The 19,056-nt window shown below is 62.7% G+C and carries 15 protein-coding genes; 4 read left to right on the forward strand and 11 right to left on the reverse strand.

Annotation, left to right across the window (positions count from 1 at the left end):
- Positions 1-16: 16 nt before the first annotated feature.
- On the reverse strand, positions 17-2,008 hold the full coding sequence (locus INF37_RS09945; protein ID WP_101692719.1) for a fructose-1,6-bisphosphatase: 1,992 nt from the start codon (positions 2,006-2,008) through the stop codon (positions 17-19).
- A 239-nt stretch (positions 2,009-2,247) separates the two neighbouring features.
- Here INF37_RS09945 and hcp point away from each other — a divergent pair, with 239 nt between their 5' ends.
- The 3 genes from hcp (at position 2,248) to gltX (ending at position 5,836) form a co-directional block, all read left to right on the forward strand.
- Complete coding sequence (gene hcp / locus INF37_RS09950) at positions 2,248-3,888, forward strand: hydroxylamine reductase (RefSeq protein WP_101692718.1); 1,641 nt, start codon at positions 2,248-2,250, stop codon at positions 3,886-3,888.
- A gap of 48 nt (positions 3,889-3,936) precedes the next feature.
- Positions 3,937-4,209 (forward strand): TIGR04076 family protein, encoded by a 273-nt coding sequence (locus INF37_RS09955; protein ID WP_101692717.1) that lies wholly within the window; start codon positions 3,937-3,939, stop codon positions 4,207-4,209.
- A 136-nt stretch (positions 4,210-4,345) separates the two neighbouring features.
- Positions 4,346-5,836, forward strand: a complete 1,491-nt coding sequence (gltX, locus tag INF37_RS09960; RefSeq protein WP_193538066.1) for a glutamate--tRNA ligase — start codon at positions 4,346-4,348, stop codon at positions 5,834-5,836.
- A 65-nt stretch (positions 5,837-5,901) separates the two neighbouring features.
- Here gltX and argF read toward each other — a convergent pair whose 3' ends face one another.
- The 9 genes from argF to INF37_RS10005 all read right to left on the reverse strand — a co-directional run bounded on the left by argF (position 5,902) and on the right by INF37_RS10005 (position 16,394).
- Positions 5,902-6,822 carry an ornithine carbamoyltransferase gene (gene argF / locus INF37_RS09965; protein WP_193538068.1) on the reverse strand — a complete coding sequence of 307 codons (921 nt, stop codon included), beginning with the start codon at positions 6,820-6,822 and terminating at the stop codon, positions 5,902-5,904.
- Positions 6,823-6,869: 47 nt separating this feature from the next.
- Positions 6,870-8,048 (reverse strand): aspartate aminotransferase family protein, encoded by a 1,179-nt coding sequence (locus INF37_RS09970; RefSeq protein ID WP_193538070.1) that lies wholly within the window; start codon positions 8,046-8,048, stop codon positions 6,870-6,872.
- 13 nt (positions 8,049-8,061) lie between these two features.
- Positions 8,062-8,916 (reverse strand): acetylglutamate kinase, encoded by an 855-nt coding sequence (argB, locus tag INF37_RS09975; protein WP_101692713.1) that lies wholly within the window; start codon positions 8,914-8,916, stop codon positions 8,062-8,064.
- A gap of 20 nt (positions 8,917-8,936) precedes the next feature.
- Positions 8,937-10,160 (reverse strand): bifunctional ornithine acetyltransferase/N-acetylglutamate synthase, encoded by a 1,224-nt coding sequence (gene argJ, locus INF37_RS09980; protein ID WP_193538072.1) that lies wholly within the window; start codon positions 10,158-10,160, stop codon positions 8,937-8,939.
- Positions 10,161-10,226: 66 nt separating this feature from the next.
- The gene (gene argC, locus INF37_RS09985; RefSeq protein ID WP_193538074.1) at positions 10,227-11,168 is read right to left on the reverse strand and encodes an N-acetyl-gamma-glutamyl-phosphate reductase; all 942 of its coding nucleotides are present in this window, start codon (positions 11,166-11,168) and stop codon (positions 10,227-10,229) included.
- A 96-nt stretch (positions 11,169-11,264) separates the two neighbouring features.
- Positions 11,265-12,650, reverse strand: coding sequence for an argininosuccinate lyase (gene argH / locus INF37_RS09990; protein WP_101692709.1), 1,386 nt, complete (start codon positions 12,648-12,650; stop codon positions 11,265-11,267).
- Between the two features lie 217 nt (positions 12,651-12,867).
- Positions 12,868-14,085 carry an argininosuccinate synthase gene (locus INF37_RS09995; protein ID WP_101692708.1) on the reverse strand — a complete coding sequence of 406 codons (1,218 nt, stop codon included), beginning with the start codon at positions 14,083-14,085 and terminating at the stop codon, positions 12,868-12,870.
- Between the two features lie 266 nt (positions 14,086-14,351).
- Positions 14,352-15,056 (reverse strand): DUF6320 domain-containing protein, encoded by a 705-nt coding sequence (locus tag INF37_RS10000; protein WP_101692707.1) that lies wholly within the window; start codon positions 15,054-15,056, stop codon positions 14,352-14,354.
- A gap of 30 nt (positions 15,057-15,086) precedes the next feature.
- Positions 15,087-16,394, reverse strand: a complete 1,308-nt coding sequence (locus tag INF37_RS10005) for a hypothetical protein (protein ID WP_193538076.1) — start codon at positions 16,392-16,394, stop codon at positions 15,087-15,089.
- A 194-nt stretch (positions 16,395-16,588) separates the two neighbouring features.
- Here INF37_RS10005 and INF37_RS10010 point away from each other — a divergent pair, with 194 nt between their 5' ends.
- Positions 16,589-17,554 carry an alpha/beta hydrolase gene (locus tag INF37_RS10010; RefSeq protein WP_193538078.1) on the forward strand — a complete coding sequence of 322 codons (966 nt, stop codon included), beginning with the start codon at positions 16,589-16,591 and terminating at the stop codon, positions 17,552-17,554.
- Between the two features lie 60 nt (positions 17,555-17,614).
- Here the strand turns inward: INF37_RS10010 and INF37_RS10015 are convergent, their stop codons facing one another.
- Entirely contained in the window at positions 17,615-19,042 is a 1,428-nt protein-coding gene (locus tag INF37_RS10015; protein WP_101692704.1) for an amidohydrolase family protein, read from the reverse strand.
- Positions 19,043-19,056 lie beyond the last annotated feature (14 nt).

A 19,056-nucleotide genomic window follows, 5' to 3' on the forward strand; every position in this document is an offset into this window, starting at 1 on the left:
GCCCTGTTCTCTCTGCTTATTTCTTGTGATCCTCGGCGATCTCGCCGCTGCGGAAGGCCCAGAGCAGGGCCATCAGGTCGTCGATCTGCTCCTGGAGCTGGCGGCCCACATCGGTCCCGGCGATCTTCATGCGGGATTCCAGCCTCTCAAACACCACCGAGCTGGAGGCGATGTCCTGATTTTCCCGGATGGCGTTGCGCCGGCCCACAAAGGGCTCGTGGGAGACCAGGCGGAAGCAGCCCGAGTTGTAGATCAGGGTATAGCCCGCGATGCCGGTGGTCTTCTGGTAGGCCTTGCAGAAGCCGCCGTCGATGACCAGCAGCTTGCCCCCCGCCTTCATGGGGCTCTCGCCCTTCTTGGACTTGACCGGGATGTGGCCGTTGATGATGTGGCAGTGGGGGCCCTCCAGCCCGAACTCCCGCAGCAGCATATCGCACACGGCGGGGTCGTTGTAGAACTGGTAGTAGGGATTCTTGGGCTCGGTCCAGGTGGACTCGTCCACGATGAGCCGCCGCTCGAAGGTGGTCATCCGGTCCCGGCCGAAGATGGGGCTGTTGCGTCCCGCCCAGAGGAACCAGAGGAAGTCCATGCCGAACTGCCGCTCGGGAGAGCCGGGCTTATTGTAGTAGGCCCGCCGGGCAACCAGGTCGGCATAGTCCAGGAAGGCCCGCCCCGAGAGGTTCTCGCAGCCGATGGAGAAGCGCATCAGCTCCCCCTCCGCCGTCATGGGGATGCAGCCGTGGAAGAGGAGGTTCCCGTTGAACACCTTGTAGAGGCTGCCCTTGGAGTAGAGGAAGCGGATGTGCCGCTGGAGCTTTTCGCTGTGCCGGAAGGAGGCGGTGAGCTGGTCGATGAGGACGGACTCCTCCTCCGTGAGGGCATAGGGGTCGTTCCGGTCCACGGTGGGGAAGTCGGTGTCCTCCAGCGGATAGGTGGTGCCCCCCAGGGTGATGCACTTGTTCTCATAGTCGATCTTGTCCAGAAGCAGCCGGTCGTTCATGCCGAAGCAGGGATTGCGCAGGATCTTCTGCCCCTCCAGCTTGAAGAGGATGATGGTGATGGCCTTGTGCATCCGGGCGGCCAGCATCTTGTCCTTCTCGGTGTAGTGGGCCTCGTCCTCATTGGTGAGCTTGACGGCAAACTGGTGGATATCACAGTCCTTGTACACCTCGTTGGCAAAGACCGACAGAGGCCGCAGGGAGATGCCGTATCCGGTCTCGATGACCTCCAGGTTGTTGTAGCGCAGGGAGTTAGCCAGCACGGTGGCCACCAGGGTGCGGGAGCCGGAGGCCGCGCCCATCCACAGGATGTCGTGGTTGCCCCACTGGATGTCCACGCTGTGGTACTCCATCAGGGAGTCCAGGATGATGTCGGCCCGGGGGCCGCGGTCAAAGATATCGCCCACCAGGTGCAGGTGGTCCACGGCCAGGCGCTTGATGAGCTCGCACAGCTGCACCAGGAAGTTGGAGGCCCGGTCGATGTCGATGATGGTGGAGATGATGTTCTCGTAGTAGTCCCGCTTATCGCTGTCCTCATAGTGGGTGTGGATGAGCTCGTCGATGATATAGGCGTACTCCTTGGGCATGGCCTTACGGACCTTGGAGCGGGTATACTTGGAGCTGACCTCCCGGCAGACCTCGATGAGGCGGTGGAAGGTGATGCGGTACCACTCCCGCATGTCGTCGTTCTCCCGCTCGATCTCCTCCAGCTTCTCCTTGGGGTAGTAGATGAGGGTGGCCAGCTGGTCCAGCTCGGCCTTGGAGACGCTGGTGCCGAAGAGCTTGTCCAGCTTTTCCCGCACCACGCCGGAAGCGGAGTTGAGGATGTGCAGAAATGCCTCGTATTCGCCGTGCACATCGGAGATGAAGTGTTCCGTGCCCTTGGGCAGGTTCAGGATCGCCTGGAGATTGATGATCTCGGTACTGGCCGCCTGAACGGTGGGATACTGCCGGGCCAGCATTTTCAGATAGTGCAGATTCTCGGACCGGTAGGTTTTCGATGGCTTCATGCGGGGGCCTCCTTTTCTAATCTTTGGTAATCTTCATTATGTCACGTTCTCCCTCCAGTTGCAAGGGGAGACGTGTCCTTTCCCTCTTCCACACCGGATTTTTCCATCCGGTTTCCCCGGTGCATTCGTTTTTTTGTTGGAATTCCAACATACAAATGGGCCATTCTCCCCTATACTGATGCCATGATCCAGAAAACCATCGGCCGCAGCTTGCTCCGGCCATAAAAAGGAGTTAGACTATGGAAAACAAGATGTTCTGCTATCAGTGCCAGGAGACCGCCGGCTGCGCCGGATGCACCCGAGCCGGCGTGTGCGGCAAGACCGCCCAGGTGGCCAACACCCAGGACCTGCTGGTCTATGTGACCAAGGGGCTCTCCGCTGTCACCACCGCCCTGCGGGCGCAGGGCGAGGCCATCCCCGCTTCCCTCAACCAGCTCATCACCCTCAACCTCTTCACCACCATCACCAACGCCAACTTTGACCAGGAGGCCATCCTCCAGCGCATCCGGGACACCCTGGCGGCCAAGGCACCCCTGCTGGCCCAGGTCCAGGATCCCTCCGCCCTTCCCGCCGCCGCCCGGTGGGACGGCTCCGGCGACTGGGAGGAGAAGGCCGCCCAGGTGGGCGTGCTCTCCACCGAAAATGAGGACATCCGCTCTCTGCGGGAGCTCATCACCTACGGTCTGAAGGGCCTGTCCGCCTACTCCAAGCACGCCAACGCCCTGCTCCAGGCCGACGAGGAGATCGACGCCTTCCTCCAGCGGGCCCTGGCCGCCACTCTGGACGACACCCTCACCGCCGACGACCTGGTGGCCCTCACTCTGGAGACCGGCAAATACGGCGTATCCGGCATGGCCCTTCTGGACCAGGCCAACACCCAGGCCTACGGCAACCCCGAGATCACCCGGGTCCAGCTGGGCGTGGGCAAGAACCCCGGCATCCTGGTCTCCGGCCACGACCTGCGGGACCTGGAGATGCTGCTGGAGCAGACCAAGGACACCGGCGTGGACGTGTACACCCACTCCGAGATGCTCCCCGCCCACTACTACCCCGCCTTCAAGAAGTACCCCCACTTTGTGGGCAACTACGGCAACGCCTGGTGGAAGCAGAAGGAGGAGTTTGAGTCCTTCCATGGTCCCATCTTGATGACCACCAACTGCATCGTGCCCCCCAAGGACAGCTACAAGGACCGGCTCTACACCACCGGCGCCGCCGGATTCCCCGGCTGCAAGCACATTCCCGGCGCCATCGGGGAGGAGAAGGACTTCTCCGCTCTCATCGAGCACGCCAAGCGCTGCGCGCCCCCTGCCGAGCTGGAGCAGGGTGAGATCGTGGGCGGCTTTGCCCACGCCCAGGTGCTGGCCCTGGCCGACCAGGTGGTGGAGGCCGTCAAGAGCGGTGCCATCAAGAAGTTCGTGGTCATGGCCGGCTGCGACGGCCGCGCCAAGAGCCGCAGCTACTACACCGACTTTGCCAAGGCCCTGCCCCGGGACACCGTGATCCTCACCGCGGGCTGCGCCAAGTACAAGTACAACAAGCTGGACCTGGGCGACATCAACGGGATTCCCCGGGTGCTGGACGCCGGCCAGTGCAACGACTCCTACTCCCTGGCCGTCATCGCCCTCAAGCTCAAGGAGGTCTTTGGCCTCTCCGACATCAACGACCTGCCCATCATCTACAACATCGCCTGGTATGAGCAGAAGGCGGTCATCGTCCTGCTGGCCCTGCTCTATCTGGGGGTGAAGAACATCCACCTGGGCCCCACCCTGCCCGCCTTCCTCAGCCCCAACGTGGCCAAGGTCCTGGTGGAGAACTTCGGCATCGCCGGCATCCGCACCGTGGAGGAGGACATGGCCCTCTTCTTCGGCGAGCAGGCCTGAGCCCCCCTTCGCCCTGCCGGGTTTCTGAGAGAAAGGAGCTGTCTTCCCATGAAAAAGCCGTCCGTCCGCATCACTCTGGTGGACCGTCTGGGCCCCTGCCGGTGTCACCGGGGGCACCAGATCGGCGATTCCTTCGACTTTGAGACCCAGCGGGGCGAGCTGTGCCCCATGGCGGCCCACGCGGCCTTCCCCTTCGTGGATATCCTCCGCTACGGCGGGACCTTGCCCAAGAGCCGCCACGGGGACTACCGCTTCTGCTGTCCGGACGCCGACGTGGTCAACGTCTTCCGCCTGGAGATCCTCCCTCCGGAGGAGCCCTGATCCCCCCTTTTCCGTCCATTTTGGAAGAGTTTTGCCCCCGCCCCCTTGCCATAGGCGGGAAAAGCCTCTATAATATTGTCTGCTTAATTCAGGCGCTCCCCCGTTCGGGCGGCGCCCAACCGTTGGAGGAATTCAAATGGCTCTGGATATGAATTGGTTTGACGAGATGGAGGCCTGCATTCCCAAGGGAGAGGTCCGCACTCGTTTTGCCCCCTCTCCCACGGGCTATATGCACGTGGGCAACCTGCGCACCGCCCTGTACACCTGGCTCATCGCCCGGCACAACGGCGGCAAGTTCCTGCTCCGCATCGAGGACACCGACCAGGGCCGCCTGGTGGAGGGCGCCGTGGACGTGATCTACAACACCCTGCGCAAGTGCGGTCTGGACTGGGACGAGGGTCCCGATCTGGGCGGTCCGGTGGGCCCCTATGTACAGACCGAGCGCCGCGGCTTTTACGGCAAGTACGCCGAGCTCCTGGTGGAGCGGGGCCACGCCTACTACTGCTTCTGCGAAAAGACCGAGTCCGAGGAGGACTCCGGCGAGTTTGACCGGGGCGACGATCCCTGCCGCTCCCTGAGCATGGAGGAGGCCCGGGCCAAGGTGGAAGCCGGCGTGCCCTATGTCATCCGCCAGAAGATCCCCAAGGAGGGCTCCACCACCTTCCACGACGTGGTGTTTGGTGACATCACGGTGGAGAACTCCACCCTGGATGACCAGATCCTCATGAAGTCGGACGGTCTGCCCACCTATAACTTCGCCAACGTCATCGACGACCACCTCATGGGCATCACCCACGTGGTCCGCGGCAGCGAGTACCTCTCCTCCGCCCCCAAGTACAACCTGCTCTATGAGGGCTTTGGCTGGGAGGTCCCCGCCTATATCCACTGCTCCCCCGTCATGCGCGACCAGCACAACAAGATGTCCAAGCGCAAGGGCGACCCCTCCTACGAGGACCTGCTGGCCATGGGCTTCCTCTCCGAGGCCGTGGTCAACTATGTCACCCTGCTGGGCTGGTCCCCCAAGGGCGAGGAGAGCGAGCGGGAGTTCTTCACCCTCTCCGAGCTGGCAGAGTCCTTCGACGTGGCGGGCATCTCCAAGTCCCCCGCCATCTTCGACCTGGAGAAGCTCAAGTACTTCAACGCCAAGTACCTGCGCGCCCTCTCCCCCGAGGCCTTCTATGAGGGGGCCCGGCCCTATCTGGAGCAGGCGGTCAAGACCCCCGGCATCGACCTCTCCCTCATCGCGCCCCTGGTGCAGCCCCGCTGCGACACCTGGCTGGACATCGCTCCCCAGGTGGACTTCTTTGACGCGCTGCCCGCCTACTCCAACGAGCTCTACTGCCACAAGAAGATGAAGACCAACGAGGAGAACTCTCTGGAGGCCCTCCAGATGGTCCTCCCTGTGCTGGAAGGCCTCTCCGACTGGACCTATGACGCCATCCACGACGCCCTCATCGACCTGGCCGCCAGCCACGAGCTCAAGAACGGCCGCATCATGTGGCCCGTGCGCACCGCAGTCTCCGGCAAGGCCGTCACCCCCGGCGGCGCTGTGGAGCTGTGCCACATCCTGGGCAAGGAGGAGACCCTCCGCCGTATCCGCCTGGGTATGGAGCAGCTGGCTCGCTGATTTTCTTCTCATACAGAACAAGCTCCCGGTTCCATTGAACCGGGAGCGTTTCTTTTTGCTCTGATTTACTTCTTTTCCTCACCCATGAGCAGGTAGAGCACCGCTTTCTGGGCGTGGAGGCGGTTCTCAGCCTCGTCGAAGATCTCGCCGGCGTGGGCCTCAAAGACCTCGGCGGTGATCTCCTCGCCCCGGTGGGCGGGCAGGCAGTGCTGCACCATGCAGCCGGGGTTGGTGACCTTCATCAGCGCCTCGTTGACCTGGTAGCCCTGGAAGGCGGCCTTGCGCTTGGCGGTCTCCTCCTCCTGGCCCATGGAGGCCCACACGTCGGTAAAGACCACGTCGGCGCCCTTGGCAGCCTCCATGGGATCCCGGGTGAGGGTAAAGGTGGCGTCGGTCACGCTCTTGGCAAACTCCATCACGTCGGGATGGGGGTCATACCCCTCGGGGCAGGCCACGGACACGTTCATGCCCACCTTCAGGCAGCCCACGATGAGGGAGTTGACCATGTTGTTGCCGTCGCCGATGAAGCACATGTTCAGCCCTTCCAGCTTGCTCTGGTGCTCGCGAATGGTCATCAGGTCGGCCAGCACCTGGCAGGGGTGGGCAAAGTCGGTCAAGCCGTTGATGACCGGGATGTCGGCGTACTCGGCCAGCTTCTCCACCTCCTCCTGGAAGTAGGTGCGGATCATGATGCCGTCGCAGTAGCGGGAGAGCACCCGGGCGGTGTCCTCCACGGGCTCGCCGCGGCCGATCTGGCTCTCCTTGCTGGAGAGGAAGAGGGCGTGGCCGCCCAGCTGGTACATACCGGTCTCAAAGGAGACCCGGGTACGGGTGGAGTTCTTCTCGAAAATCATGGCCAGAGTCTTGCCCTGGAGATAGTTGTGGGTGAGACCGTGCTTCTGGTTGTACTTCATCTGGTCGCCCACGTTCAGAATATGAATGATCTCTTCCTTGGAGAGATCCAGCAGCTTCAACAGATCCTTCATTTCCATGTCACCTCATCATCCGGCGGGAGCGGTGTCCCGCGCCGTTCTTATTCCAGGACCTGGGCCATGATCGCCAGGCCCTTGTCCATCTCTTCCTTCGTGATCGTCAGGGGGGGCAGCAGCCGCAGACCCGGACCGGCGGTGAGGACCAAAAGGCCATTCTGCACCAGCTGGGCGGCCAGGGCCTTGTTGGTATAGCCCTCCTTGACCTCAATGCCGATCATCAGGCCCAGCCCGCGGGTGGAGCCGATGCTCTTCTTGTCCAGGGCCTCGATGCCGGCGCGCAGGTAGGCGCCCTTCTCCTTCACCGCTTCCAGCGCGTCCTCGTCCAGGATATCCAGGACGGTGAGGGCGGCCGAGGCGGCGATGGGGTTGCCGCCGAAGGTGGAGCCGTGCATGCCCGCGCCCAGCACATTCCGGCACTTCTCGTTCACCAGGAATCCGCCCATGGGGAGGCCGCCGGCGATGCCCTTGGCAAAGGAGGCCGCGTCGGGCTGGATGCCGTACTGCTGGTAGGCAAAGAGGGTGCCCGTCCGGCCGATGCCGGTCTGGACCTCGTCCACCAGCAGGAGCCAATCCCGCTCGGCGCACAGCTCCGCCAGGCCCTGGACAAAGTCCGGCTCCATGGGGAGCACGCCGCCCTCGCCCTGGACCAGCTCCAGCATCACGGCGCATACGTCCTTCCCGCCTTCCGCCTTGACGCTCTCCAGATCGTTGGCGTCGGCGTAGCGGAAGCCCTCCATAAAGGGATAGAAGTACTGGTGGAACACATCCTGTCCGGTGGCGGTCAGGGTGGTGATGGTCCGTCCGTGGAAGGAGTTCTTCAGGGTCAGGATGGTGCTGCGGCCCTTGCCGTACTTGTCAAAGCTGTACTTGCGGGCCAGCTTGATGATGCCCTCATTGGCCTCGGCGCCGGAGTTTCCGAAGAAGGCCGCCGCCATTCCCGCCCGCCGGCACAGCACGTCGGCCAGCTTGGCGTAGGGCTGGGTGTAAAAGAGGTTGGAGATATGCCCCAGAGCCAGGGCCTGCTCATAGATGGACCAGGCCCACTGCTCATTTCCGTAGCCCACCGAGTTCACGCCGATGCCGGAGGTGAAGTCGATGTACTCCTTCCCCTCCAGATCCCAGAGCGTGGCGCCCTTTCCGTGGGCAATGGCCACGTCAAAGCGCCCGTAGGTCTGAAGGGTGTGGGCGTGATCCAGGGCTTTCAGTTCTTCAAAGGTCATGGTTGCCGTCTCCTTACAGAATCATGGTACCGATGCCCTGGTCGGAGAGCATCTCGATGAGGATGGAGTGGGGGATGCGTCCGTCCAGGATGTGGGTGCGCTCCACGCCGGAGCGTACCGCCTCCACGCAGCACTCGATCTTGGGGATCATGCCGCCCTGAATCACGCCCTCCCGCACCAGCTGGGGCACGTCGGAGAGTCCCACCACCGGGATGAGGGTCCCCTCGTCCGCCGGGTCGCGCAGCAGCCCCCGGATGTCGGTGAGGAGGATGAGCTTCTCGGCCCCCAGGGCCACGGCCAGCTTGGCCGCGGCGGTGTCGGCGTTGATGTTGTAGGCGTTCTCCCCGTCCACTCCCTGGGCCACGGTGGAGACCACCGGGATGTAGCCCTGCTGGAGGCAGTCCCGCACCGGGTCGGGATTGACCTTGACGATCTCGCCCACCAGGCCGTACTTCTCGTCCAGCTTCTGGGCCTGGAAGAGGCCCGCGTCCATGCCGCACAGGCCGATGGCGTGGCCGCCCCGGCGGTTGAGGGTGGCCACCAGGTTCTTGTTCACCTTGCCGCAGAGCACCTGCTGGACGATGTCCATGGTCTCCTCGTCGGTGTAGCGCAGGCCGTCCACAAAGCGGGACTCCTTGCCGATCTTGCGGAGCATCTCCGAGATCTCGGGCCCGCCGCCGTGGACCACCACCACATGGATGCCCACCAGGTGGAGCAGGATGATGTCGCTGATGACGGCCCGGCGCAGCTCGTCGGAGATCATGGCGTTTCCGCCGTATTTGACCACGATGGTCTTACCGTAAAATTTCTGGATATAGGGCAGAGCTTCGGCCAGCACCGTGGCTCTGGTCACAACAGGGTCAGACATTTGGAATCCTTCTTTCCCGATCAGGTGCGGTAATCGCCGTTGATCTTCACATAGTCATAGGTCAGGTCGCAGCCCCAGCAGGTGGCCTCGTGCTCTCCCTCGTGGAGGCAGATGTCGATGATCACCTCGTCCTGGGAGAGGATGCTCTTGGCGGCCTCCTCGTCGAAGTCCAGGCCCATGCCCTGCTGGCAGACCAGCACCTCGCCCACGGCGGAGGCAAATTTCACATCCACGTACTCGGGACGGAAGGGGGCCTTGGAGTAGCCCATGGCGCACAGGACCCGGCCCCAGTTGGCGTCGGTGCCGAACATGGCGGCCTTCACCAGGGGGGAGCCCACCACCGCCTTGCTCAGGCGCTCGGCGCTCTCCTCGCTGCGGGCCTCATGGACGGTGCAGGTGATGAGGCGGCTGGCGCCCTCGCCGTCGCCGGCGATGCAGCGGGCCAGATACTCACAGACCTGGTGCAGGGCCTTGCGGAAGACGGTATAGCTGTCATCCTTCCACTCGATGAGGGGATTTTCCGCCATGCCGTTGGCCAGCACCACGCACATGTCGTTGGTGGAGGTGTCCCCGTCCACCGTCACCCGGTTGAAGGTCTTGGGCACCACCTCGTGGAGGGCATCGGAGAGCAGCTCGCCGGTGATGGCACAGTCGGTGGTGATGAAGCAGAGCATGGTTCCCATGTTGGGGTGGATCATGCCGGAGCCCTTGGCGATGGCGCCCATGGTCACGGTCTTGCCGCCCAGAGTGAAGGAGATGGCGATCTCCTTCTTGCTGGTGTCGGTGGTCATGATGGCGTGGGCCGCCGCGTCGGAGCCCTCGGGGCCGTCGGTGAGTCCGGCCGCCACCTCGGGCATTCCTCGCTCGATGGCGGCAATGTTGATGGTCTGGCCGATGACACCGGTGGAGGCCACCACAAAGTCCGAGGGCTTGTGGCCAGTGGCCTGGGCGGCGTACTGGCTCATAAGCTCGGCATTCTCATGGCTCTGGGGGCAGCAGGCGTTGGCGTTTCCGCTGTTGGCCACCACGCCCCAGGCCGTTCCGTCCTCCAGATGGTCCATGGTGACGTAGATGGGGGCCGCCTTGACGCGGTTCATGGTGTAGGTGGCCGCCGCCGCACACTCCCGCTCGGAGAGGATGATGGCCAGGTCCTTCTTTTCCAGCTTCTTGCTCTTGACGCCGCAGTGAACGCCCCAGGCCCGAAAGCCCTTGGCTGCGGTCACGCCGCCGTTGATCTGCTTCATAACCTTATGTCCTTCCCTTCTGTGGGGGAACGAAGGGTGCGCTGTCTCCAGCTTCCCTTCTTCCGCTCAGTCCAAATGGAGCCCGGTGGTCTCGTCCAGGCCCAACATGATATTCATATTCTGTACCGCCGCGCCCGATGCACCCTTGCCCAGGTTGTCGAAGAGGGCGGTGACGATGGTCTGCTCCTCATGGCCGCAGACCACCAGCTCCAGCCGGTCGCTTCCGGCCAGGGCGTTGGCGGGGAGCATTCCGCCCTCCTCCTCATAGCGCACCGAGATCAGCTTCTGTCCGGCGTAGTAGGCCATGAGGATGTGGTAGATCTCCTTGGCCGTGGGCTGCCCCAGCAGATACTTGTTGTGGAGCATGATCGTGGTGGCCATGCCCTTGTAGTAGTCGTCCACCACCGGGCAGAAGACCGGAGGCTGGTCCAGCCCGGAGATCTTCCGCATCTCATTGAGATGCTTGTGGCGCAGGTTGGTGCCGTAGATCCGGGGGCTGTACAGGTCCTTCCCCTTCTCCCCGCTCTCGTACTCCGCGATCATCTTCTTGCCCCCGCCGGAGTAGCCGGTCAGGGAGTAGCAGGTGAGCGGGTAGTCCTTGGGCAGGATGTGGAGGGAGACCAGGGGCATGGTGGAGGAGAGAAAGCCCGTGGCATGGCACCCGGGATTGGCCACCCGGGCGGCCTGTCCGATGACCTCGCCGGGATAGCGGTAAAACTCCGGGAAGCCGTAGACCCATCCCTTGGCGGTGCGGTGGGCGGTGGAGGCGTCAATGACCCGGGTGTGGTCATTCTCGATGAGGGCCACCGCCTCCTTGGCCGCCGCGTCGGGCAGGCAGAGGAAAACCAGGTCGGCCGCGTTGAGGAGCTTCTTCCGCTCCTCCACGTCCTTGCGCTTTTCCTCGTCGATGAGCAGGAGGTCAATGTCCTCCCGCGCGCCCAGGCGCTCATAGATCTGAAGGCCGGTGGTGCCTTCCTTGCCGTCGATATATACCTTTGGTTTATTCATAGAAACACCCCATTTTCTCGGTTTGCCGCGTAGACAGTTTCATAGTACGGCAGCCGAGCGAGGATTTCAACCTCAAACCTGTTACAGTCTGGTTTCTCAGCCCTTCTTCCGCTGGGCCAGGAAGTCCTTGATGTGGTCGATCTGCTGCTGCACGCTCTCGGCGGAGGGACCGCCGTAGACCTGGCGTCCGTTGACGCAGGTGTTGAGCTCCAGGGCCTGGTAGACATCCTCCTCGAAGATGGGCGAGACCGCCTTGAAGTCCTTCAGGGGCAAGGTGTCCAGGGTCTCACCGGCCTTGATGCAGAAGTTGACCAGCTTGCCCACGATCATGTAGGCCTCCCGGAAGGGCATTCCCTTCTTGACCAGGTAGTCGGCGCAGTCGGTGGCGTTGATGAAGCCGCCGGAGGCCGCCGCGCGCATGTTCTTCTCCTTGACGGTGAGGGTGTCCAGCATGGCGGCAAAGACGGGGATGCACAGCTCCACCGTGTCGATGGCGTCGAAGACCGGCTCCTTGTCCTCCTGCATGTCCTTGTTGTAGGCCAGAGGCAGGCCCTTCATCACGGTCAGCAGGGTGATGAGGGAGCCGTACACCCGCCCGGTCTTGCCCCGGACCAGCTCGGCCACGTCGGGGTTCTTCTTCTGGGGCATGATGGAGGAACCGGTGGAGTAGGCGTCGTCCAGCTCCACATACTTGAACTCCCAGGAGCACCAGAGGATGATCTCCTCCGAGAAACGGGACAGGTGCATCATCAGAATGGAGCAGGCCGACAGGAACTCAATGGCAAAGTCCCGGTCGGACACCGAGTCCATGGAGTTGTCGGTGGGGCACCGGAAGCCCAGGGCCGCCGCGGTCTGGAACCGGTCCACCGGATAGGTGGAGGTGGCCAGGGCGCCCGCGCCCAAGGGGCACTCGTCCATCCGCTCCAGGCAGTCCTCCAGGCGGGTGATGTCCCGCTTGAGCATGTTGGCGTAGGCCATCATGTAGTGGGCGAAGGTGGTGGGCTGGGCCCGCTGGAGGTGGGTGTAGCCCGGCATGACGGTGTGGAGGTTGGCCTGGGCCTTTTTCACCAGCACCTCCTCCAGGTCCTGGATCATGCCGATGATGACGGGGATCTCCTTCTTCACATAGAGCCGGAAGTCCACCGCCACCTGGTCGTTCCGGCTGCGGGCGGTGTGCAGCCGCTTGCCGGTCTGGCCGATGCGCTGGGTGAGGAGGGACTCGATGTTCATGTGGATGTCCTCGTTCTCCATGGAGAACTCCACCTGATCGGCCTCCACGTCGGCCAGGATGGCCTTGAGCCCGTCGATGATCTTCTCGGCCTCATGGGCCTCGATGATGCCGGTCTTTCCCAGCATGGCCGCGTGGGCCATGGAGCCTGCGATGTCCTCCTTGTAGAGACGGGCGTCGAAGGAAATGGACGAGTTAAAGTCATTTACCAGGGTATCGGTTTCCTTCTGGAACCGTCCTGCCCACAATTTCATGCTGGTTACCTCATTTCTCTTTCATCGGGTTAGTGTTTTCTCAAAAATGCAGGCATTTTTGAGAGGGGATACAGCCCCCTGCGTCGCGCGCGCAAAGCGCGCACGCTTGTGGGCTGAGAAGTGTTTTTTCCGAGGCACATGTCCTCGGAAAAAACGGATTTCGATTTTCTTTCGCCGCCTGCGGGAGGCGAAACTCTGCCGAGGGCTGAATGCCGTCTTACTTCAGCTTTCCCTGGTCCCGCAGGGCCAGGATGGTGTCGGGCAGGCCCCAGAGGTTGATAAAGCCGGTGGCGTCGTTCTGGTTGTAATCGCTCTCCTGGAAGGTGACGATGTCCTCGGAGTAGAGGGTGTCGGGAGAGGTGACGCCGGAGGTGATGATGTTGCCCTTGTAGAGCTTGAGCTTCACCTGGCCGGTGACGTACTTCTGGGTCTCAGCGGCGAAGGCGGAGAGGGCCTCCCGCACGGGGGTGAACCACTTGCCGTTGTAGACCAGATCGGCGAAGTCCACTGCCAGCTTCTGCTTCATGTGCTTGGTGTCCTTGTCGATGGTGATCATCTCCAGCACCTCGTGGGCCCGGTAGAGGATGGCGCCGCCGGGGGTCTCGTACACGCCCCGGTCCTTCATGCCGGTCATCCGGTTCTCCACGATGTCCAGCAGGCCGATGCCGTTCTTGCCGCCCAGGTCGTTGAGCTTGCGGATGATGTCGGAGGCCTTCATCTTCTCACCGTCCACGGCCACGGGCCAGCCCTTCTCAAAGTCGATGGTCACATAGGTGGCCTCGTCGGGGGCCATGGCGGGAGAGACGCCCATCTCCAGGAAGCCGGGCTTGTCGTACTGGGGCTCGCTGGCGGGATCCTCCAGGTCCAGGCCCTCGTGGGAGAGGTGCCACAGGTTCTTGTCCTTGGAGTAGCTGGTCTCCCGGCTGATCTTCAGGGGCACGTTGTGGGCCTCGGCGTAGTCGATCTCTTCGTTGCGGCTCTTGATGTCCCACTCTCTCCAGGGGGCGATGATCTTCATCTCGGGGGCGAAGCGCTTGATGGCCAGCTCAAACCGGATCTGGTCGTTGCCCTTGCCGGTGCAGCCGTGGGCGATGGCGTCGGCCCCTTCCTTCTTGGCGATCTCCACCAGGCCCTTGGCGATGATGGGCCGGGCAAAGGCGGTGCCCAGCAGATAGTCCTCGTACTTGGCGCCCATCATCATGGAGGGGATGATGACATCGTCTACCATCTCATCCACCAGATCCAGCACATACAGCTTGGAAGCGCCGGTCTTGATGGCCTTCTCCTCCAGGCCCTCCAGCTCGTCATTCTGGCCCACGTCGCCGGCCACGGCGATGATCTCGGGGTTGTTGTAGTGCTCCTTCAGCCAGGGGATGATGATGGACGTATCCAGACCGCCGGAGTAGGCGAGGACAACTTTCTTGATCTCAGACATTGTAATGACCTCCTGTGAGGCGGCCGCTCCGGCCGTCTTCCTGATGTTGGCATCATTATACTCCCAGCAGAATAAAAATGCAACTGTCATTTTGCATAATTATTCTTATATCTCCCATTTTATTTGAATATAATTTTAAATATTCATTTTATAGTGAATATTTCAGAATGTACTCCCCTGGCGCACACTCTGGAATATACGTTTTTATTCTGCATGCCATGAAAAAAGCGGCGCGGCCCTCCGAAGAGAGCCGCGCCGCCGCGCTGTCACATATGGAACCGCCGCCGGACCTCCTCCCGCAGGGAGGGGATCCGCCGTACGATGATGAGCGGAATGACCAGCGCCACGCAGATGGTGAAAACCACCAGGGACCAGCTGGGCCCCCAGGCCCCGTGGATAAACCGGTCGATGAGCAGCTCCGTGCCCACCAGGAAGGCCCCGATCGTGCCCACCAGCAGCGTGACCGTGGTCAGGATGGAGCGCCGTCCTCCCCCCAGTATCAGCCCCAGGAAGAGAACACAGGCCCCGCCCCACAGCACGATGGGCAGTGCCAGGCCCAGGTACCACACCATTCCGTCCAGGTCTATGGCGATGAGGAGCAAATACACCCCCACCGCCGCCACATCCAGCACCAGCCGGATCAGCAGCGGCATCCCCCGCAGCAGAAGCGGCGGGACAAACCACAGCCACAGCATGATGGCCGCCCCCACCACGTAGAGGGACCAGGTCCGCTCCGCCGGGAGGAAGATGTTCAAAATGGCGCAGCACACCGACACCGACACCAGCATGGCTGAGATCAGCACGGCCAGCTCCCACTTGGAAACCGGGGCCACCTCGCCCCGCTCCGTGGGAAAGGGCTTGGGGGAGACGGTATCCACCGGCTGCTTCGGGTTGACCACCGGCGTATGGCACAGAGGGCAGAAGGAGGCCGTTCCATCCAGCTCTACCCCGCAGTTGACGCAATAGGACATAGCAGCTTACACCTCGTTTTCACGCAAAACTCAAAACAGCAGCTCGGATTGGACGCTCCGGTTGCTCTCCACCTTGACGTGGATGCCCTCCCGGACCAGGAAGCGGAAGAACTCCCGCTCGGTGTCGGTCTCCTGAAGGGTCCCGGCGAAGGTGATCTCCATGGTATTGCCGTAGCTGATGGAGGCACAGTGGACCCGGGGGTTGGTGGCCTGCCCCAGAATGACCTCCATCCGCCGGATGTGGGGGGCCATCTCCTCGGGCACGGTGAAGGCGCCGGGATTCGTATAAGTACCGGAATAGGGCCGGGTCCCCGCCAGGCGGTAGCTCAGGGCCATGACGGGATTTTTCAGCCAGATGGGGATGAGCTGAAGGGCCCGGTTGGTCTGGAAGCGGACATTTCCCGTCAGCAGGGCCTGCATCTCCTGCCGGTTGATGTGCAGGCGCATATAGTGGTGGACCTGAGAGAGGATCTCCGGGAAGGTATACTCCCCCAGGGAAGGGTCGATGCAGGGCCGCACCGTCAGGATGAAGTTGCGCAGGGTCTCCGACGGGAACCAGGGCCGCAGATTGATGGGGATGGCCAGCGCCACCGGCTTGGGATGGCGGGGCTCCTCCCTGGCCTGATTCTCCAGAATGACCTTCAGCAGCGCGCCGGTCAGATACTCCGTGATGGACACGCCGTAGGACTTGGCCCGGGCCTTGAGCTGGTCCACCGGGACGAAGCCCATGGTCACATTCAGCGTATAGAAGGGCTCCGGCGTGCCGGTGTTCTGGAAGGCCTTCTTCCCGATCCCGGCCCGCAGGGAACGGACCGTGGCATAGCGGGCATAGGCATCCTCCAGTTCCTCCCGGTGGGGGGGCTCCTCCACGTCCAGAATGCCCGGACCGTTGGGGATGGCATGCCCCATCTCCCGCAGGTACACGGCCAGAAGGGTGCGGAAAAAGACCAGTGCGCCCGCCCCGTCCGAGAGGGCGTGAAAGACCTCCAGGGAGATCCGGTGCTCATAGTAGTAAAAGCGCACCAGCCAGCCGTTGTCCTCCCGGAAGCGGACCGGCTGGCAGGGGTTGGAAATATCCCGTTTCACAAAGGGGCCCGGGGCAGGATTGGGCTCAAAGTAGTACCAGAAGGCCCCTTTTTTGATGTGGACCGCAAAGCCCGGAAAGCGGGGCATGGTCTTATCCACCGCCCGCTGCAAGGCCTCAGGGTCCACCCGCTCCTCCATCACCGCGGAAAAGCGGTAGATGGCGGAATAGTTTTCCTTTTGGATCGCGGAGTAGAGCACGCCGGCATTGTCCAGCTTATACCACTGCTTCTCTCTGCGTTCTCTGGGAGCCATTCGGTCACCTCCTCTTGGATCAGATCGCTTCTTGCTTTTCATTTTATCACCCCCGTATGGAAACTACAAGGGGAATTGGACGAAGGGAGGTTTGGTACTGTTACGCCTCCCCCTTCTGTGGTATAATAGCCGCAAAGCGTCTATTACCTCTTTTCTATATTACAAGCTCCCACGTACAAGGAGGACCTGTGTCCATGAAACGAACCATGCTCTTCTCCAAATCCGACCGGGCCCGCTCCGAATCCCGGCGGGCTGAACAGCGGCGCCTGACCGGCATGATGAAGGCCCTCAAGGCTATCCACACCGCCACCTCCCCCGAGTCTATGGACCCGGAGGATCTGGAGCGCCAGCGCAAGGGGCAGGAGGTCCTGGGCCGCCTGGCCGCCCCCATGGCCGGGATGAGCTGGGAGCCCTTCTCCCTCTCCGGCATGAATGCGGCCTGGGTCCGGCCCAACCGGGGCCACGACCGCCGCCACGCCATCCTCTACTGCCACGGCGGAGGCTATACCAGCGGCAATCTGGGCTATTCCCGCCCCATCGCCTCCAAGCTGGCGGCGGTCACCGGGTATGAGGTCCTCTCCTTTGAATACCGCCTGGCTCCAGAGCACCCCTATCCCGCCGCGGTGGAGGACGCCATCCGGGCCTGGGACCACCTGATGTACCTGGGCTACGGTGCCCGGGACATCGTGGTGGCCGGAGACTCGGCGGGAGGGAATCTGGCCCTGGTGCTCACCCACCGGCTCAAGGCCATGGGGCGCAGGCTCCCCGCCTCCCTCATCCTCATGTCCCCCTGGACCGATATGACGGCCAGCGGGCGCTCCTATCAGGAGCGGGCCGAGCTGGACCCCTCCCTCACGCTGGAGTATATCCAGGCCGTCCGGGGGGCCTATGCCCGGGGGGAGGACTGGACCTCCCCCTATCTCTCCCCCCTGTTTGGAGATTTCTCCGGCTTTCCGCCCGTCCTCATCCAGGCGGGCACCCACGAGATTCTCCTCTCCGACTCGGTCCGCCTGCGGGACCGGCTGGTGGCGGCCGGCATCCCCTGCCGCCTGGAGGTATGGAACGGTATGTGGCACGTCTTTCAGATGTTCCCCATCAAGCGGGCCAACGAGGCCATGGAGAGCATCGGCCGCTTCCTGCTGGAACAGCTCTCCATCTGATCTTCTCTCTTGCAGCAAACTACCCCCAGACCCGTGTAGGTCTGGGGGTAGTTGTTTCTCTCAGAAGGATCCGTTCTCCTGGGCTCTGGTCTTGAAGCTCTCCCACTTGTGGCCCTCGCCCCGGTTGGTGATCTTGCCGCGGCGGCACAGGCCCTCGGCGGCGCGCTGGCCGTTGGCGATGATGCTCTCGTCGCTGGCGGTGGTCAGATGGCCGCTCTCCAGCACCATGCGTCCATCCACCATCACATCGGTGATGTTCTGCATCCCGGAGGAGTACACCAGGGTGGAGACGGGGTTGTGCATGGGGGTGGACTTCTGGCTGGCCGCCGGGTCGAAGAAGACCAGATCGGCCTTCTTGCCCACCTCGATGGAGCCGATCTCCTCCTCCATGCCGATGGAGCGGGCGCCGTCGATGGTGGCCATCTCCAGCACCTTCTCGGCGGTGACCGCCATGGGGTCCAGGGTCTTGACCTTGTGCTGGAGGGCGGTGCACTTCATCAGCTCGATCATATCCTGGGAGTTGTTGCTGGCCGCGCCGTCCAGGCCCAGGCCCACGGTCAGGCCTTTGCGCAGCATCTCGGGCACCGGAGCCACGCCGTCGGCCAGGTACATGTTGGAGCAGACGTCGTGGGACACCTTCATGTCGTACTGCTTCATCAGCTCCATATCCTGCTCATTGACCCAGCAGCAGTGGACCATGAGCACGTTGGGGCCCAGGATGTTCAGCTTCTTCAGCAGATCCACGTCGTTGCACCCGTGGACCCACTCGGTGGCCATGCGGGCATACTCCGTCTCGGACACGTGGACAGTAAAGCCCGCGCCGTATTCATTGACCACGCGCCACTGCATCTTCAGCATCTCGTCCGAGTTGGACCACATGGAGGACGGAGCGGCCCAGATCTTCAGGCGGCCGTTTTCGGTATTGTGATAGGTGCGGAACAGCCGGTGGAGATCGGCCTCCACGTCGGCCACCTTCTCGCACAGGTCGGGGCAGGTGCCGTACTCCACGCCGGTGTCCATGGTGCCGCGGCCCACGATGCCGCGCACGCCCAGGTCCTTCACCGCGCGGCAGATCCCGTCGGTCAGTCCGCCCTTGCTGTGGCAGTGCATGTAATCCACCGTGGTGGTCACGCCGCTGTGCAGGGCCTCGGACAGGCCCAGCATGGCGGCATGGTATGTGTCCTCCGCCTCCAGGTAGACCGCCGCGGGGAACATCATATGGGAGAGCCAGTCGCTCAGCTCCATGTCGTCTCCGATGCCCTTGAGCAGGGTCTGGAAGAGGTGGGTGTGGTTGTCGATAAAGCCAGGGAAGATCACCTTTCCTCCCGCGTCCACGACGCGGTCGGGGGCAGGGTATTTGGCGTTCAGCTCAGCGCTGGGACCAAGATCGGCGATGCGGTCATCCCGAACCAGGATGGCTCCGTCCCAGAGAATGCGGCGCTGCGGGTCCACCGTCACGATGACGGCATTGCGAATGAGCTGTTCCATGGAGTATCCTTCCT

The sequence above is a fragment of the Pseudoflavonifractor gallinarum genome, assembly GCF_014982855.1.
Lineage (GTDB): Bacteria > Bacillota > Clostridia > Oscillospirales > Oscillospiraceae > Pseudoflavonifractor_A > Pseudoflavonifractor_A gallinarum.

Excerpts from the sequence above, each read along its gene's own strand:
- INF37_RS09945 (WP_101692719.1), bottom strand. The coding sequence starts at position 2,008 with ATGAAGCCATCGAAAACCTACCGGTCCGAGAATCTGCACTATCTGAAA.
- hcp (WP_101692718.1), top strand. The coding sequence starts at position 2,248 with ATGGAAAACAAGATGTTCTGCTATCAGTGCCAGGAGACCGCCGGCTGC.
- INF37_RS09955 (WP_101692717.1), top strand. The coding sequence starts at position 3,937 with ATGAAAAAGCCGTCCGTCCGCATCACTCTGGTGGACCGTCTGGGCCCC.
- gltX (WP_193538066.1), top strand. The coding sequence starts at position 4,346 with ATGGCTCTGGATATGAATTGGTTTGACGAGATGGAGGCCTGCATTCCC.
- argF (WP_193538068.1), bottom strand. The coding sequence starts at position 6,822 with ATGAAGGATCTGTTGAAGCTGCTGGATCTCTCCAAGGAAGAGATCATT.
- INF37_RS09970 (WP_193538070.1), bottom strand. The coding sequence starts at position 8,048 with ATGACCTTTGAAGAACTGAAAGCCCTGGATCACGCCCACACCCTTCAG.
- argB (WP_101692713.1), bottom strand. The coding sequence starts at position 8,916 with ATGTCTGACCCTGTTGTGACCAGAGCCACGGTGCTGGCCGAAGCTCTG.
- argJ (WP_193538072.1), bottom strand. The coding sequence starts at position 10,160 with ATGAAGCAGATCAACGGCGGCGTGACCGCAGCCAAGGGCTTTCGGGCC.
- argC (WP_193538074.1), bottom strand. The coding sequence starts at position 11,168 with ATGAATAAACCAAAGGTATATATCGACGGCAAGGAAGGCACCACCGGC.
- argH (WP_101692709.1), bottom strand. The coding sequence starts at position 12,650 with ATGAAATTGTGGGCAGGACGGTTCCAGAAGGAAACCGATACCCTGGTA.
- INF37_RS09995 (WP_101692708.1), bottom strand. The coding sequence starts at position 14,085 with ATGTCTGAGATCAAGAAAGTTGTCCTCGCCTACTCCGGCGGTCTGGAT.
- INF37_RS10000 (WP_101692707.1), bottom strand. The coding sequence starts at position 15,056 with ATGTCCTATTGCGTCAACTGCGGGGTAGAGCTGGATGGAACGGCCTCC.
- INF37_RS10005 (WP_193538076.1), bottom strand. The coding sequence starts at position 16,394 with ATGGCTCCCAGAGAACGCAGAGAGAAGCAGTGGTATAAGCTGGACAAT.
- INF37_RS10010 (WP_193538078.1), top strand. The coding sequence starts at position 16,589 with ATGAAACGAACCATGCTCTTCTCCAAATCCGACCGGGCCCGCTCCGAA.
- INF37_RS10015 (WP_101692704.1), bottom strand. The coding sequence starts at position 19,042 with ATGGAACAGCTCATTCGCAATGCCGTCATCGTGACGGTGGACCCGCAG.